This window comes from Grimontia hollisae CIP 101886 (assembly GCF_000176515.1).
In the GTDB taxonomy this organism is placed as follows: Bacteria; Pseudomonadota; Gammaproteobacteria; order Enterobacterales; family Vibrionaceae; genus Enterovibrio; species Enterovibrio hollisae.
Genome location: NZ_ADAQ01000006.1, coordinates 25589 through 40964 on the forward strand (window position 1 = coordinate 25589; position 15376 = coordinate 40964).

The following is a 15376-nucleotide window of genomic DNA, read 5'->3' on the forward strand; positions in this document are numbered from 1 at the left end:
ATGCGTTTGCTCACCAAGCTGTTTGCCTCACTTGTCATTATCACCTTGGTTGCATTGGGTACGCTTCTTACTGTACTCAGCACACATTACGGCCTGCCTTTGATGCAGAAAGCCGTCAGTACATTCACACCCTACACCCTGCGTGCTGAATCACTGGACTACGATCTTCTGACCCCGCTTTCTCTGGCGCTGAATACACCAACGCTCATTGAGCAGGAAACCAATAACACCATTTACCAGGCTAGATATGCCTCGGCGACGCTTTCGCTTTGGGATGCAATCGGGGGCGCCTTCACCCTGAAAAACGCGGTGATCCGTGGTGCAAAGATAGACTTCAACACCAAAGCAGCCCTCCCCAAAAACCTCACTATCAAGCATCTGGCGCTGGATGATGTCAGCTATTATGGCGACAGCCTGCGCGTTGACCACGCAAGTATCCAGATATCAAACTGGCGCAACAGCAAGAAAAAATGGGGCAGTTGGCAAGGACCATTCCAGTTTTCCGCCCCCGCCGTTGCGTTTAAAGGCCAGACATTGTCAAACCTCTTGCTTGACAGCGAATTGACTGACGATAAATGGGAAATCTGGGGGCTGTCATTTAACAGCGAATTTGGCACTGTGACTGGCAGTGCGACGCTGAAGAACCGTCAATGGACGCTACATCAACTAACCATAAGCGATGCCCGTATCGAGCCCTCAGAGAACCTGTCAAACCTGATTGCAATGTGGCAACCATTGAGTGACAACTATGACATTGTGATCAACCGGCTCGATTTACTCGATGTCAGCGCGTCACTGGATAGCCTGACACTGGAACACCTCAACCTCTCGGCACAGGCCATCAACCTGCGTGATGGTGATCTGGTCTGGGCCGCCAATGATGCCTCTTCGCTGCTGTCTTTCAACGCTAACCTGATTCACTACGATACCTGGCTGTTGACAGACGTGCTGGCAGACTTGTCGCTCTCTCCTTCCCGCATCGAAGTGGGCGCCTTTTCGTCCAACGTGGATGATCAAGGGTACATTTCTTTTGCCGGGGACATCACACCGGCCTCTCTGTCCCTACGTTCACTTATCCTAAACGGCCTGACACTGGACTTCGAAGGTGGGATGTCAGAATCACTTTCTGCACAGTGGGAGCGCTTCGACAATATCCGCGTTGGCAGCCTGTCTGTCGGGCACACCAACGTGACGGTGCCGGATCCGGCGTTCCCGCTGCAAATCATCGGGATGAACCTCAAGGGAAAAGACCTGCTGCTAAGGCAAGCCAGCCATGACGGTATGTGGCTTGGAGAGTTGACTGGCAGTGCCAAGACAGCCAGCATCAACCGTATCCCGGTTTCGTCCCCTTATGTGGCCATGAGAGTGCAAAACGGTGTGTGGCAACTTAACCCACTCAGCCTGACTTTCCCGCAAGGACAACTGACAGCCAACGCCAGCGTTAGTCTCACGAATCCAAGCCGACCCTGGAAATTAGAGGGAACTGGGCTCAGCCTGCCTTCCTCCCTCTACCAGCGCTGGCTGGGGCTGAGCCTGCCGCTGGAAGGCGAGCATGATGTGAACGTTTCCCTGTCAGGGCTCGGCGGCGATCGCGACAGCCTGGCCTATAGCCTGTCTGGCAAGCTAACGGCCGTGCCGCACCGCACAGTGCTTACCGTCTCACCGGGGCAGTCATTCAGCCAGCGGATCATGACGCTGTTTAGCGGGAAGCAAGAAGGGGAAGAAGGAATCGAAACAATGGCTGTCAGTGTCGGGGAGATTAAGGCGAACGCCGACCGTGGACGGATTTCACTGTCACCGGTCAGTCTGGTACAAGACGGCAACACCTCCACACTGTCCGGCAGCTGGGATTTAGTCACCGGCGAAGGGGCACTTAGCCATAACACCCAGTGAATCCATCAAGCGGGCATTGATAGGAGTTAACCGAACAGTAAGGTCTGGCTTTCGATAGTATCGGCAGCCGGATCTTTTTCCGGCAACAGCACGTAGGTGCCGGTAAATGTGCCGGCCACATCCTCACCGCTGTAAAACGTCACTTCCAGTTTCACCCGCGCCTTGCGGCCATTTTCCAGCCGGTCCAGATCGCCGCTCAACCCATCGAGGGAGACCACGGCACGCGGGCGCTCTACGATCGGGCGACGATAGCGGATATGGCTGTCAGCCAGCACAATACTTGCAGAAAGCTGGCGCTCTTTCATCAACAGCCACACCATGCCCCAGCCTGCCAGGGTTGCCATACTGAACACACTGCCGGCAAACATCGAATCATGAGGGTTAAGGTTGGCATTCAGCCGTGCACAGAGTTCAAAGCGATAGCCGGTAAACTGGCTGATATTGATCCCCATTTTGTCACTGATTGGGATCTGTTGCTGCCAGCGTTGCTGAAGCTCGTGGCACCATTCCGGGCGGCGCACCACATCCGACATCGGGTCTAGGGGCTTTAGCATCTGCTGGTGGCGCACAGGGCCACGCTCTTCACTGAGCTCTCCCTGGTTGACAAAGCCGTTGGCGCTGTAAAAACCGATCGCCTCTTCGCGGGCATTACACACCAACCGCTTTGCCCCCTCCTGACGCGCCAGAGATTCCAGCGTCATCAGGATAAGGGCACCAAGGCCCCGCTGACGATATCCGGGCGCGACAGCCATGTAGCGGATTTGACCATCGTTATCCGGGGTCAGGTACAAACGGCCAACCGCAATCGGCTCACCTTTGCTGTCCACAATCATCCGGTGGTGTGCAACGACATCATAGGCATCGCGCTCTGAGCCCTCCGGTTGACGCCAGGGCTCACGCAGCATCTTCCACCGAAAGTGAAAGTATGTGTTGAGCTCATCATCCTTGGTGGGGGTGATTAACCGAAACATCCTGTTTCTCTCCTCGTCAACCCTGCCGGGTCATTACACGTGCAGCCAGAATGTCACCGGGCCGTCGTTGACCAGGCTTACTTTCATGTCTGCAGCAAACACACCATTTTCTGTTTTGACACCGCTTTCGCGGCAATATTGCGTGAACTGTTGATACAAACGATCGGCGTCTGCTGCTGGCGCACCGTTAAAACTGGGCCGCATGCCCTTATTGGTATCAGCGGCCAGTGTAAACTGGGACACGACCAACACCTCGCCACCGACTTGCTGTACATTGAGGTTCATTTTCCCGTTTTCGTCTTCGAAAACACGGTAACCGAGGACTTTCTCATGCAGGCGGTGCGCTTTTTTGTCATCGTCACCTTTTTCAACACCCAGCAGTACCAACAGCCCGTTACCAATCGCGCCCACAGTCTTGCCGTCGACCACGACACTGGCTTCGCTGACTCGCTGGATAAGCGCAATCATAGCAGCTCCTTTCTTATTATCTTAATTATCAGTAAGTTGTTTTTGTTCGGTATCCGGGCCGGTATCCCAGATGTTTCGCTCGCCCAGTGCCGCCGTAATTTCTGCTCCCACCAGCACTATGCACCAGCTGAGATAGACCCAGACAAACAACAGGGGAACCACTGCCAATGCACCGTATATCAGCTCGTAGGACGGGAAATTGGAGGCATAGAAGGCAAAGCCCTTTTTGCTGAATTCAAACAGCAAAGCGGCGGTAATAGCACCGGAAAAGGCATGGCCAATCTTCACCCGGCAGTTGGGTACCAGAGTATAAAGACCAAGAAATGCCAACGCGGTAAGCAGAAACGGTAACCGTTTTAGCAGGGTTGGCGACAACATATCCGCCCCTTCCACTGCCATCAGGTTCAGTGATCCCAGGTAAGAGCTGACCCCCAGGCTGCTGCCCACCAGCACTGGCCCTAATGTTAACACCATCCAGTAAATAGAGAATGACACCACCGTCGCACGCTTTTTTTTCACCCGCCAGATATAGTTAAGGCTCTTGTCGATGGCAGAAATCAGCATCAGGGCGACCACAAACAGGAAGGCGACACCCACTGCTGTCATTTTACCGGCATTGGCAACAAACTCATTGAGGTATTGCTCCAGCGCATCCCCGGAGGCAGGGACAAAGTTGTGCAGCACAAAAATGCGGATTTGGTCCCCAGCCTCAGCAAAGCCCGGAATCAATGACAGCGCTGACAACAGCACAGTGATCAGGGGGACCAGCGACAGCAAGGTGACATAGGCCATGTAACCGGCGGTCACCGTGAGGCGATCGTGAACAATGCGGCGGATTAGGTGCCTTGAGAAATCGAATATAATTTGCCCTGCCCTGGGCAATGAATGCTTGAGTCGTTCCACTGCTTCAACCATAGTCTCTATTTGAAACGTTAATCATACACGATAGCGACGAGGAGTTTACCGTGCGCCTGATCTCGACCCTGTTTCTGATCTTTACACTGGCAGGCTGCCAGTCCGCCTATTACGCCACCATGGAAAAAGTTGGCGTGCATAAACGCGATATCATGGCAAACCGCGTGGAAGCAGCATCTGATGCGCAACAGGAAGCCAGCGAGCAATTTACCAGCGCATTGGATGCGCTCACGGCACTGACCCACTTCGACGGTGGTGAGCTGCAAGCCATGTACGACACCATCAATGAACAGTATGAAGATAGCGAGGCTGCCGTAGAAAACGTCCGTGAACGCATTGAAGCGGTCGAAGACGTTTCCGACGCCCTGTTCAGCGAATGGCGCGAAGAGCTTTCCCTGTATTCCAGTGCCAGCCTGAGACGCGAAAGTGAACGCAAACTCAAACAAACGGAGCGTGGATACCAGCAAATGCTGTCAGCGATGAAAAAGGCAGAAAGCAAAATGGAACCCGTACTGAATACACTACGCGATAACACCTTGTACCTGAAACATAACCTCAATGCCGCAGCCATCGGGGCATTAAAGGGGGAGTTTGCCAGTCTGGAACTTGAAATTAACCGTGCCATCAAAGATATGAAAGTCGCCATTAGCGAATCTGAACGCTTCCTGGCGACCCTGAAAAACTAGGATCTATTGACCCCAGGGAAAGCCAAGCATATCTCAATGTTTTTCTTGAGGTTGAAACAGATGTTATGAGACAAACTGCCGTAATGTGTATTCAGGCAGTTAGTGACTGGCATTCATCAATGTGAAGCCGTCTCTCAACGTGGAGGAGAACACATGAGCATTATTTCCTGGATCATTCTCGGTCTACTGGCCGGTATTCTGGCAAAGTGGATCATGCCCGGAAACGATGGAGGTGGCCTCATCATGACCATACTGCTGGGTATTGCCGGTGCTGTTGTCGGTGGCTGGGTCAGTACCTTGCTGGGGATCGGCACCACAGGGGGCCTCAGCATTGGCAGTATTGTCATGGCGACCGTCGGCGCGTTAATCCTGTTATTCGCCTACGATAAGTTTGTCAGGTAACCTATTGGTTATAAAAAAGCCTCCAAAAAAATGGAGGCTTTTTTCTTTCTGCTGATCCGTCTTACTGAAACCGGACGTTATTTGCTGCCACGGCTAGCGCGTTTACGGTCAGTTTCCGTCAACAGCTTCTTACGGATACGGATGCTTTGTGGCGTCACTTCCACCAGCTCGTCATCATCGATAAACTCCAGCGCCTGCTCAAGGGTGAACTTGATAGCAGGCGTCAGCACCTGCGCATCATCGGTACCGGATGCACGTACGTTGGTCAGTTGCTTACCTTTCAGACAGTTCACTGTCAGGTCGTTAGAGCGACTGTGAATACCAATCACCTGGCCTTCATACACTTCATCGGCGTGCTCAGCGAACAGACGGCCACGTTCTTGCAGGTTGAACAGCGCATAAGTCAACGCTTTACCGGTCGCATTCGAGATCAATACACCGTTTTGGCGCTGGCCAATCATCCCTGGCTTCATTGGGCCATAGTGATCGAACGTGTGGTAAATCAGGCCAGAACCAGACGTCAGGGTCATAAATTCGGTCTGGAAGCCGATCAGGCCACGAGATGGCATAATGAAGTCCATGCGCACACGACCTTTACCATCTGGCGACATGTCAGTCAGCTCACCCTTACGCAGGCCGATTTTCTCCATCACGCCGCCCTGGTGCTCTTCCAGTACGTCAATGGTCACGGTTTCAAACGGCTCTTGTTTCTCACCGTCTACATCCTTGATAATCACTTCGGGACGCGATACCGCCAGTTCGAAGCCTTCACGACGCATGTTTTCGATCAGGATAGACAGGTGAAGCTCACCACGGCCTGATACACGGAATTTGTCCGGGTCTTCGGTTTCTTCTACGCGCAGGGCTACGTTGTGCACCAGCTCTTTCTGCAGACGCTCAAGGATGTTACGTGAAGTCACGAACTTACCTTCTTTACCTGCAAATGGTGAAGTGTTGACCTGGAAAGTCATGGTCACAGTCGGCTCGTCAACGCTCAGTGCCGGCAGCGCTTCAACGGCGTTGACGTCACAGATGGTGTCAGAGATTTTCAGCTCACCCAGACCAGTGATTGCAATGATGTCACCGGCAGTGGCCACTTCAACATCATGACGCTCAAGGCCGAGGTAACCCAGCACTGTGCCCACTTTGCCGTTACGGGTTTTGCCGTCAGCACCCACAATGGTCACTTGCTGGTTAGGTCTTACCGAACCACGGGTCACACGGCCAACACCGATAACGCCTACGTAAGAGCTGTAGTCCAGCTGAGAGATCTGCATTTGCAGTGGGCCATCAGTATCCACATCCGGTGCAGATACGTTATCAACGATCGCCTGGAACAGCGGCTCCATGTTCTCGCCAGTTTCGCCTTCTTCCAAGGTCGCCCAGCCGTTAAGCGCTGAGGCATAAACCACCTGGAAGTCCAGTTGCTCGTCGGTTGCGCCCAGGTTGTCAAACAAGTCAAAGACCTGATCCATCACCCAGTCAGGACGTGCACCTGGGCGGTCGATTTTGTTGATAACAACGATAGGCTTCAGACCGTGCGCAAACGCTTTTTGCGTCACGAAACGTGTCTGTGGCATTGGGCCATCCACGGCGTCAACGATCAGAAGCACAGAGTCTACCATCGACATAATACGCTCCACTTCACCACCGAAGTCGGCGTGTCCTGGGGTATCTACGATGTTGATGCGGTAATCATTCCAGTTAATCGCGGTGTTTTTCGCCAGAATGGTAATGCCACGCTCTTTCTCGATGTCGTTCGAGTCCATGACGCGTTCTTCGTGCTCGCCACGGGTTTCCAGGGTGCCAGACTGCTGAAGCAGTTTGTCAACCAGGGTGGTTTTACCGTGGTCAACGTGCGCGATGATCGCGATGTTTCTCAGTTTATCTATCTGCAAAGTAGACATGGGTTCTCTTTCACTCAAAAAAGATGTGCCGCCAAAAGCTCCGGTTTTGCCGAAAGCGCTCACCGCCACTGATTAAAATCCGGCCGTAATTTACCAGATTTTTATTGAAAACCCACGAAATATGTGACTTGGGATCGATTTATATTAACCCCACCACCTCGCTAACACACAAAAGCAAGGCAGGGAAGTTTACCTCAATCCCTTAACCTGCCCCGCCTGCGGACAGATCTTGCGCCACAACAGTGCGCAAAATAAAACAGCTATCCGTACCGCTTTGTTGGCGATACATCGTCCTTTCTTTCTTCAGCTTTCGATCGACCTCACAGCGCCAACATTGTCTTTTTCTTAGGCACTATCATTCGTTGACAACACTGCATAACCGCTGCTGAATGGATTGGCATACAATCCCTTGCATGCACCATAATGGTGCGCGTGCGCACCATGAGTGATCGTGAGATGGCATTTTTTTATGTCATTCTCGTTTAAAAGCACATCATGACAGGGATTTTAAAATTGGCACACTTTTCGCTTCAGTGGAGTCAAACCCATTTTTGGTGAAGCGCAAGGTGCTTCTTCGCCAAGTTAGAGAACCATGACACCGGAGGTTTATTCACATGTCAGTAGAAAACGTACTCGCTTTAATCCAAGAGCACGAAGTTAAGTTTGTTGACCTGCGCTTCACCGATACCAAAGGTAAAGAGCAGCATATCTCAATCCCAGCGCACCAGATCGATGCGGACTTCTTCGAAGAAGGCAAAATGTTCGACGGTTCTTCTGTTGCAGGTTGGAAAGGCATTAACGAGTCAGACATGGTGATGATGCCTGATGCAGCGTCTGCTGTACTGGATCCCTTCACAGAAGAGTCAACCTTGAACATCCGCTGTGACATCCTTGAGCCAGCAACCATGCAAGGCTACGACCGTGACCCTCGTTCTATCGCCAAACGCGCAGAAGACTACATGCGTTCTACTGGCATCGCAGACACTGTCCTCATCGGTCCTGAGCCAGAATTCTTCCTGTTCGATGACGTGAAATTCTCTACTGACATGTCAGGGTCTTTCTTCAAAATTGATGATGTTGAGGCCGCATGGAACACAGGTGCTGATTTCGAAGGCGGTAACAAAGGTCACCGTCCCGGTGTGAAAGGCGGCTACTTCCCGGTTGCACCCGTTGACTCATCTCAGGACATCCGCTCCGCAATGTGCCTGGTGATGGAAGAGATGGGGCTGGTTGTTGAAGCCCACCACCACGAAGTGGCGACAGCGGGTCAGAACGAAATCGCAACCCGTTTCAACACCCTGACAACCAAAGCCGATGAGATCCAAATCTACAAGTACGTTGTCCATAACGTTGCCCACGCATTCGGTAAAACAGCGACCTTCATGCCGAAACCGCTGGTTGGTGATAACGGCTCCGGTATGCACGTTCACCAGTCGCTGGCAAAAGACGGCCAGAACCTGTTTGCAGGCGACAAGTACGGCGGTCTGTCTGACACTGCGTTGTACTACATCGGTGGTATCATCAAGCATGCCCGTGCGATCAACGCCTTTGCGAACCCATCAACCAACTCGTACAAGCGTCTGGTTCCTCACTTCGAAGCCCCTGTTATGCTGGCATACTCTGCGCGTAACCGCTCTGCGTCTATCCGTATCCCTGTGGTACCAAGCCCGAAAGCACGTCGTATCGAAGTTCGCTTCAGTGACCCAGCCGCAAACCCATACCTGTGCTTCGCCGCCATGCTGATGGCAGGCCTTGATGGCATCAAGAACAAAATCCATCCGGGTGATGCGATGGATAAAGACCTGTATGACCTGCCAGCAGAAGAAGCGGCTGAGATTCCAAAAGTAGCAGAGTCTTTGCAGCAAGCACTGCAATGCCTGGATGAAGACCGTGAGTTCCTGACAGCTGGCGGCGTATTCTCTGATGACTTCATCGATTCTTACATCGCACTGAAATCCCAAGATGTTGAACGCGTAAACACGGCCGTTCACCCATTGGAATTCGAATTGTATTACTCCGTGTAACTCAACGAATTTCAGAGAAAATCAAAGGGCTCGCTCACAGGCGGGCCTTTTTTCTGTTGTCTGGAAGTCTGCCTCACGGAAAATAGGTGTCTGGTATCTTCGCCATCCACTGTTTCGGGAGTCACCATGCGCATTACCGGAATGCTCCTTATGGGAACACTGTCTGCCACAGCCAGTGCTGGCGATTATTATCGCTGGGTCGATGAAAACGGCACCCTACATTTCAGCGATGCACCGCCATCTGTCAGCCTGGAGCTTGACGTAGAAATCGGCACTGTGCCATTGCCAAGCCAGAATGCACCCGAGGTTTTTGCACCGGACGCGCCTGATGCACCAGATACGCCAGCCACACCTGAGACGCCGCCACAGGCCAGTCGCATCTCCTTGCTTTCCCCGGCAGACGAAGCCACTGTCCGTCATAACGAAGGCACTATCACACTTCACCTTTCAACTGATCTGCCGTTGGGCAAAAACCAATCCGTCCGTGCAGTAATGGATGGGAAAAAGCAGCCATCATCCAAAGACGTGTCCCTGACACTGAAAAATGTCGATCGCGGAGCCCACACCATAAAGGTGCAACTGCTAGAAAATGGCAAGGTAATTGCAGCATCCCACTCAGTGACCGTGTATCTGCACCGGGCGAAGGTAAAGAAGGCCCTTCCTCCGGCTAAACCAAGCCCCAGATAACATGGGTTGAAACGCTATCTGGCAACGCGGTTGTAGACAGCTCCTTTTCAACACTGCACAACAACGCACTATCAGGTAAACTAGCCTGCACCAAACTAGTGCAACCACAAAGGAAGATAATGTGGCCACACTGACTGAAACTGTCATGGACAACTTGATCACCGCAGTATTGGTACTCGACAATGATCTTGTTGTGACCTATGCCAATCCTGCAGCAGAGCAACTGCTTTGTTTGAGCACACGACGTTTGCTCGAGCATCCCCTTCCGGATTTACTCCAGCATTGCTCTATCGATCTGGCTCTGGTTAGGGAAACCCTGGCAAACGGTCAGGGGTTGACCGACAGCGACGTGACCTTGGTTGTAGATGGCAGACAGCGAAAAGTGGAATTAAGTGCCAGCCCCTTGATGTGGGCGCGCAGTCCTTCAATGCTGATTGAAATCAAGGCTATCGGCCACCAGCAGCAAATCAGTAAAGAGCTCCAGCAACAAGCGCAGCAACAAGCTGCCAAGGAGCTGGTTCGGGGTCTCGCCCATGAAATAAAAAACCCGCTGGGCGGTCTTCGTGGTGCAGCGCAACTGTTGGAAAAGAGGCTGCCAGACCCAAGCCTTGGTGAATATACCCGCATCATTATTGAGCAGGCCGATCGGCTGAGAAACCTGGTTGACCGCCTTCTGGGCCCGCAACGGCCTGGCCACCGCCAGAAAGAAAACATTCACGTTATCCTGGAGAAAGTGCGCCAGTTGGTGGCACTCAGTGCCGATACCGTGACCGTCGAGCGTGACTATGACCCTAGCCTGCCAGACATTGACATGGATCCTGAGCAGATGGAGCAGGCCATCCTGAATGTCGTCAGCAATGCAGCCCAGATTCTTGCCGATACCCCCAACGGGGAGATTGTGCTGCGCACCCGTACCGAGCACCAGGTGGTGATCAACGGGAAACGGCACCGTCTTGCAGCGCGCATTGATATTGCCGATAACGGCCCCGGCATTGCCCCAGAACTGCAGGACACCCTGTTTTACCCTATGGTGTCGGGCCGCCCGGGCGGAACGGGACTTGGGCTTTCCATCACCCGCAACCTGATAGACCAGCACCAGGGGAAGATTTACGTCAATAGCTGGCCCGGCAGCACTACCTTCACCATTTTGTTACCAATTCGTCGCTAAGGGGAGAACATGAGCAAAGGATTAATCTGGGTCGTCGACGATGACAGCTCAATCCGCTGGGTACTCGAGCGTACCCTGGGCGCGGCAGGACTCGCCTGTGAAACTTTCGCTGATGCCGACAGCGTGCTGGATGCCTTAAACCGGGAGGTGCCGGATGTGTTGGTTTCCGACATCCGTATGCCAGGCACTGACGGTTTTACCCTGTTAAACCGCCTACAAACCGAATACCCCACGTTGCCGGTGATCATTATGACCGCCCACTCTGATTTGGATGCTGCGGTCAGCGCCTACCAGAAAGGGGCGTTTGAATACCTGCCCAAACCGTTTGATATTGATGAAGCCGTGGCGCTGGTTGAGCGCGCAGTCGCTCACAGCCAGGAGCAAAAACGCCAGCGTACCCCCAAAGAAACGATGGAGGCAGCACCGGAAATTATCGGCGAGGCCCCTTCGATGCAGGAGGTGTTCCGCGCCATTGGCCGCCTCTCCCGTTCATCAATCTCAGTGTTGATTAACGGTGAGTCCGGCACCGGTAAAGAACTGGTTGCCCATGCCCTGCACCGCCACAGCCCACGGGCCAGCAATGCCTTTATTGCTCTGAATATGGCAGCGATTCCCAAAGACTTGATTGAGTCAGAGCTTTTCGGCCATGAAAAAGGGGCCTTTACCGGTGCTAACAGTATCCGCCAGGGGCGTTTCGAACAAGCCAACGGCGGCACCCTGTTTCTCGATGAAATCGGTGACATGCCGCTGGATATCCAGACCCGCCTGTTGCGCGTCCTGGCAGACGGTCAGTTTTACCGCGTCGGTGGTCATCAGGCGATCAACGTGGATGTCCGCATTATCGCCGCCACCCACCAGAATCTGGAAAAACTGGTGGCAGAAGGCAGCTTCAGGGAAGATCTGTTCCATCGCCTGAACGTGATCCGGGTTCACCTGCCACCGCTGCGTGAACGCCGTCAGGATATCGGCCAACTGGCCAAACACTTCCTGAAGCGCGCCTCTGATGAGCTTAATATCGAAGTGAAGTCCCTGCATCCGACCACGCTGGACTTAATGTCTGGTCTCGCCTGGCCCGGGAACGTGCGTCAATTGGAAAACACTTGTCGCTGGCTGACCGTGATGGCAAGTGGTAAAGAAATTTTGCCTGAAGATTTACCGCCAGAGCTGATGCAACCGGAAACCCTCGAAAACCATGGTGAAGGCGACAGTTGGCAACAGGCATTGTCCCGCTGGGCAAAATGCTCACTCAATAATGGTGATGACAATCTGCTGCGGGAAGCATTGCCGGAGTTTGAACGTATTTTACTGCGTGAGGCCCTGAATCACACCCGGGGCCATAAACAGGAAGCAGCGAAATTGCTGGGCTGGGGACGCAATACCTTGACCCGCAAACTCAAAGAGCTGCAAATGCACTAGAAAGCCCAACACTGTTCGCATTTTAAACAGCACAGGTTAACACACACCCCAAAACCGCCTTTTTAGGCGGTTTCCCCGTTTTCCCCTACTGACGCGTCTGTTAATAGCCCTTATACTTGCCAAAAGTTGATTTAAGGATATTCACATGATCGCAACCCACCTTCCTTTGACGGATCTTCACCGTCACCTTGATGGCAATATTCGCATTAACACCATTTTGGAGCTGGGTCAGACATTCGGTATGTCACTTCCTGCGGACACCATTGATGCTCTGCGCCCACATGTTCAGGTCATGTCTAACGAACCGGATTTGGTTGGCTTTCTGTCCAAACTGGATTGGGGTGTCGCGGTACTGGGCGATCTGGATGCGGTACGCCGTGTCGCTTACGAGAACGTAGAAGATGCCCTCAACGCACGCATTGATTATGCGGAATTGCGCTTCTCCCCCTATTACATGGCAATGAAACACCAATTGGCAATACAAGGCGTAGTGGAAGCCGTGATTGATGGCGTTCAGGCGGGCAGCCGTGACTTTGGCGTAAAAACCAACCTTATTGGTATCATGAGCCGCACGTTTGGTGTCGATGCCTGCATGCAGGAGCTGAAGGCATTACTGGCACTGAAAACACATCTGGTCGCGATTGATTTAGCTGGTGATGAACTGGGTCAACCGGGGCATCAATTCAAGGAACACTTTGCCAAAGTGCGCAAAGCGGACCTGAATGTGACTGTCCATGCTGGTGAAGCTGCCGGTGCAGAAAGCATGTGGCAGGCAATTAACGAGCTGGGCGCAACCCGTATTGGCCACGGCGTAAAAGCCATTGAAGACCCATCTCTGATGGAATATCTGGCAAAAAACCGCATCGGTATTGAGTCATGCCTGACCTCGAACATGCAGACCAGCACCGTAGCCTCACTGGAATCACATCCGGTGAAGGCGTTTCTGGCGGAAGGTATTCTGGCCACCCTGAACACTGACGACCCTGCCGTGTCCGGTATTGAACTGCCTTACGAATACGAAGTTGCGGCACCGCAGGCGGGTCTGAGCCAAGCGCAAATCACCCAGCTTCAGGCGAATGGAATAGAAATCGCATTCCTGTCTGACAGCGACAAAGCCGAGCTGAAAGCCAAAGCAGCGGCTCGTAGTTAATCAGTCATACGAATACAAGTATCATGTTCGACGTATTTTTTACCGCAAATGAATTGGTCGCCGCAGGCCCAGGACAGCTGGCTGCAGCAGCACTGGCTGTGGTGCTGGCCATTTTCAGCATCGGCAGCGGCACCTGACCGCCAGCCATGAAAAAAGCCGCAGATGCGGCTTTTTTCATTTTGGTAATCTGGGCAGAAAGTTAAATCACCCGGGAAAACTGCTGCTGGCGTGCCCTGTCACGCAGGTAGGTGTCAAAGCACATGCAAATGTTGCGGATCAGCAGGCGCCCTTTCAACGTCACCTGAAGGGTATCGTTATCTACCATCACAAGGCCATCATCAATAAAGCACTGCAGCAATTGCAGATCTTCTGCAAAATAGGTGTCAAAGTTGATATCGAACGCTTGCTCAATGGCGCGCTTGTTGAGCGTGAAATTACAGATAAGTGACTTAATCACTTCACGGCGAAGCAGATCATCACCGTCCAGCATCACCCCTTTCCAAAGCGCATGACGTTGCTCGTCGACCTGGTGATAGTACTTTTTCAGCGCTTTCTGGTTCTGGGCGTAGCAGTCACCAATCATAGAAATTGCCGACACACCGAGGCCCAACAAATCGCAATCGCCCTGAGTGGTGTACCCCTGGAAGTTGCGGTGCAGAACACCTTCACGTTGCGCGACAGCCAGTTCATCATCTGGCAGGGCGAAGTGATCCATACCAATAAACTGGTAGCCTGCATCTGTCAGGGTATTGATGGTCTGCTCCAGCATCGCCAGCTTTTCCTGTGGCGATGGCAGATTTGCCTCTTTGATCTTGCGCTGCGCAGCAAAAAGCTGAGGCAGGTGAGCATAGTTAAATACGGACAAACGGCCCGGCTGCATAGTCAGCACCTGCTCCAGCGTTTTGGCAAAGGTCTCACTGTTTTGGTGCGGGAGGCCATAAATCAAATCCAGGTTGGTAGAGCGGAAACCAAGCGCTTTGGCACGCATCACCATCGCCTTAATGAATGCCTCGTCCTGTTCGCGGTTTACTGCTTTTTGTACTGTCTTGTCAAAATCCTGTACACCGATACTCAGGCGGTTGAAACCCTCACTGCGCAGGTGGTCCAGCATATCGAGTTCCATTTCACGCGGGTCGACTTCGATACTGATTTCGGCATCAGCATTCAGGCGGAATTCTTCACGTAGCAGGGACATCAGGCGGGAGATTTGCGCTTTGCTCAGGAAAGTGGGTGTCCCGCCGCCCCAATGCAGCTGGGTGACATTTCTGTCACGCAGCAGGTAGGCACGCTGGCGGATCTCCAACTCCAACGCATCAAGGTATTGATCGGCCTTGTGTGCATGCCGGGTGATCACCTTATTGCAACCACAATAGTAGCAAAGGGTGTGGCAAAACGGGATGTGTACATACAGTGACAGGTTGCGGTCTGGATACTGGGCACATGCCATGTCAAACTCAGCCGCGGTAAAGACCTCATGGAATTCCAGTGCGGTGGGGTAAGAGGTATAGCGTGGCCCTGAATAGTTATACTTCTCAATCAGAGCCTGATCCCAGATAATTTGCTGCTTAGACATGTGTGTTCCCGCCAAAATAAACAACCGGACGATGATAGCAATGTAATACTGCCACACTCTCCGGCTGCTAAGAATGATTCCCGCACAATAAGCGGGAAAAGTGTTGGTCTGATCTT

13 protein-coding genes are annotated in these 15376 nt (G+C 52.8%); 8 read left to right on the forward strand and 5 right to left on the reverse strand.

Features of this window, described 5'->3' with window-relative positions:
• On the forward strand, nucleotides 1-1893 hold the full coding sequence (locus VHA_RS00820) for an AsmA family protein (protein ID WP_005500894.1): 1893 nt from the start codon (nucleotides 1-3) through the stop codon (nucleotides 1891-1893).
• Between the two features lie 26 nt (nucleotides 1894-1919).
• On the opposite strand, the gene VHA_RS00825 is transcribed toward VHA_RS00820, so the two are convergent.
• The 3 genes from VHA_RS00825 to VHA_RS00835 are packed head-to-tail and all read right to left on the reverse strand — an operon-like array spanning nucleotide 1920 to nucleotide 4247.
• Nucleotides 1920-2864: a bifunctional GNAT family N-acetyltransferase/hotdog fold thioesterase gene (locus VHA_RS00825; RefSeq protein ID WP_005500896.1), complete on the reverse strand. Its 945-nt coding sequence runs from the start codon at nucleotides 2862-2864 to the stop codon at nucleotides 1920-1922.
• 33 nt (nucleotides 2865-2897) lie between these two features.
• On the reverse strand, nucleotides 2898-3332 hold the full coding sequence (dtd, locus tag VHA_RS00830; protein ID WP_005500898.1) for a D-aminoacyl-tRNA deacylase: 435 nt from the start codon (nucleotides 3330-3332) through the stop codon (nucleotides 2898-2900).
• Nucleotides 3333-3353: 21 nt separating this feature from the next.
• Nucleotides 3354-4247, reverse strand: coding sequence for a virulence factor BrkB family protein (locus VHA_RS00835; RefSeq protein ID WP_040527934.1), 894 nt, complete (start codon nucleotides 4245-4247; stop codon nucleotides 3354-3356).
• A gap of 50 nt (nucleotides 4248-4297) precedes the next feature.
• Between VHA_RS00835 and VHA_RS00840 the strand changes: the two genes are divergently transcribed.
• Together VHA_RS00840 and VHA_RS00845 are read left to right on the forward strand one after the other, a co-directional pair.
• On the forward strand, nucleotides 4298-4933 hold the full coding sequence (locus tag VHA_RS00840; protein ID WP_005500902.1) for a DUF2959 domain-containing protein: 636 nt from the start codon (nucleotides 4298-4300) through the stop codon (nucleotides 4931-4933).
• 153 nt (nucleotides 4934-5086) lie between these two features.
• Nucleotides 5087-5335: a GlsB/YeaQ/YmgE family stress response membrane protein gene (locus VHA_RS00845; RefSeq protein WP_005500904.1), complete on the forward strand. Its 249-nt coding sequence runs from the start codon at nucleotides 5087-5089 to the stop codon at nucleotides 5333-5335.
• A 77-nt stretch (nucleotides 5336-5412) separates the two neighbouring features.
• Here the strand turns inward: VHA_RS00845 and typA are convergent, their stop codons facing one another.
• Entirely contained in the window at nucleotides 5413-7242 is a 1830-nt protein-coding gene (gene typA, locus VHA_RS00850; protein WP_005500907.1) for a translational GTPase TypA, read from the reverse strand.
• Nucleotides 7243-7856: 614 nt separating this feature from the next.
• Here typA and glnA point away from each other — a divergent pair.
• The 5 genes from glnA to add all read left to right on the forward strand — a co-directional run bounded on the left by glnA (nucleotide 7857) and on the right by add (nucleotide 13687).
• Nucleotides 7857-9266, forward strand: a complete 1410-nt coding sequence (gene glnA / locus VHA_RS00855) for a glutamate--ammonia ligase (RefSeq protein WP_005500910.1) — start codon at nucleotides 7857-7859, stop codon at nucleotides 9264-9266.
• 126 nt (nucleotides 9267-9392) lie between these two features.
• On the forward strand, nucleotides 9393-9953 hold the full coding sequence (locus VHA_RS00860) for a DUF4124 domain-containing protein (protein ID WP_040527937.1): 561 nt from the start codon (nucleotides 9393-9395) through the stop codon (nucleotides 9951-9953).
• 121 nt (nucleotides 9954-10074) lie between these two features.
• On the forward strand, nucleotides 10075-11121 hold the full coding sequence (gene glnL / locus VHA_RS00865; RefSeq protein WP_005500914.1) for a nitrogen regulation protein NR(II): 1047 nt from the start codon (nucleotides 10075-10077) through the stop codon (nucleotides 11119-11121).
• Between the two features lie 9 nt (nucleotides 11122-11130).
• Entirely contained in the window at nucleotides 11131-12537 is a 1407-nt protein-coding gene (gene glnG / locus VHA_RS00870) for a nitrogen regulation protein NR(I) (RefSeq protein ID WP_005500917.1), read from the forward strand.
• A gap of 145 nt (nucleotides 12538-12682) precedes the next feature.
• Complete coding sequence (gene add / locus VHA_RS00875) at nucleotides 12683-13687, forward strand: adenosine deaminase (RefSeq protein ID WP_005500918.1); 1005 nt, start codon at nucleotides 12683-12685, stop codon at nucleotides 13685-13687.
• Nucleotides 13688-13886: 199 nt separating this feature from the next.
• Here the strand turns inward: add and hemN are convergent, their stop codons facing one another.
• Entirely contained in the window at nucleotides 13887-15260 is a 1374-nt protein-coding gene (gene hemN / locus VHA_RS00880; protein ID WP_005500920.1) for an oxygen-independent coproporphyrinogen III oxidase, read from the reverse strand.
• Nucleotides 15261-15376 lie beyond the last annotated feature (116 nt).

Excerpts from the sequence above, each read along its gene's own strand:
- VHA_RS00820 (WP_005500894.1), top strand. The coding sequence starts at position 1 with ATGCGTTTGCTCACCAAGCTGTTTGCCTCACTTGTCATTATCACCTTG.
- VHA_RS00825 (WP_005500896.1), bottom strand. The coding sequence starts at position 2,864 with ATGTTTCGGTTAATCACCCCCACCAAGGATGATGAGCTCAACACATAC.
- dtd (WP_005500898.1), bottom strand. The coding sequence starts at position 3,332 with ATGATTGCGCTTATCCAGCGAGTCAGCGAAGCCAGTGTCGTGGTCGAC.
- VHA_RS00835 (WP_040527934.1), bottom strand. The coding sequence starts at position 4,247 with ATGGTTGAAGCAGTGGAACGACTCAAGCATTCATTGCCCAGGGCAGGG.
- VHA_RS00845 (WP_005500904.1), top strand. The coding sequence starts at position 5,087 with ATGAGCATTATTTCCTGGATCATTCTCGGTCTACTGGCCGGTATTCTG.
- typA (WP_005500907.1), bottom strand. The coding sequence starts at position 7,242 with ATGTCTACTTTGCAGATAGATAAACTGAGAAACATCGCGATCATCGCG.
- glnA (WP_005500910.1), top strand. The coding sequence starts at position 7,857 with ATGTCAGTAGAAAACGTACTCGCTTTAATCCAAGAGCACGAAGTTAAG.
- VHA_RS00860 (WP_040527937.1), top strand. The coding sequence starts at position 9,393 with ATGCGCATTACCGGAATGCTCCTTATGGGAACACTGTCTGCCACAGCC.
- glnG (WP_005500917.1), top strand. The coding sequence starts at position 11,131 with ATGAGCAAAGGATTAATCTGGGTCGTCGACGATGACAGCTCAATCCGC.
- add (WP_005500918.1), top strand. The coding sequence starts at position 12,683 with ATGATCGCAACCCACCTTCCTTTGACGGATCTTCACCGTCACCTTGAT.
- hemN (WP_005500920.1), bottom strand. The coding sequence starts at position 15,260 with ATGTCTAAGCAGCAAATTATCTGGGATCAGGCTCTGATTGAGAAGTAT.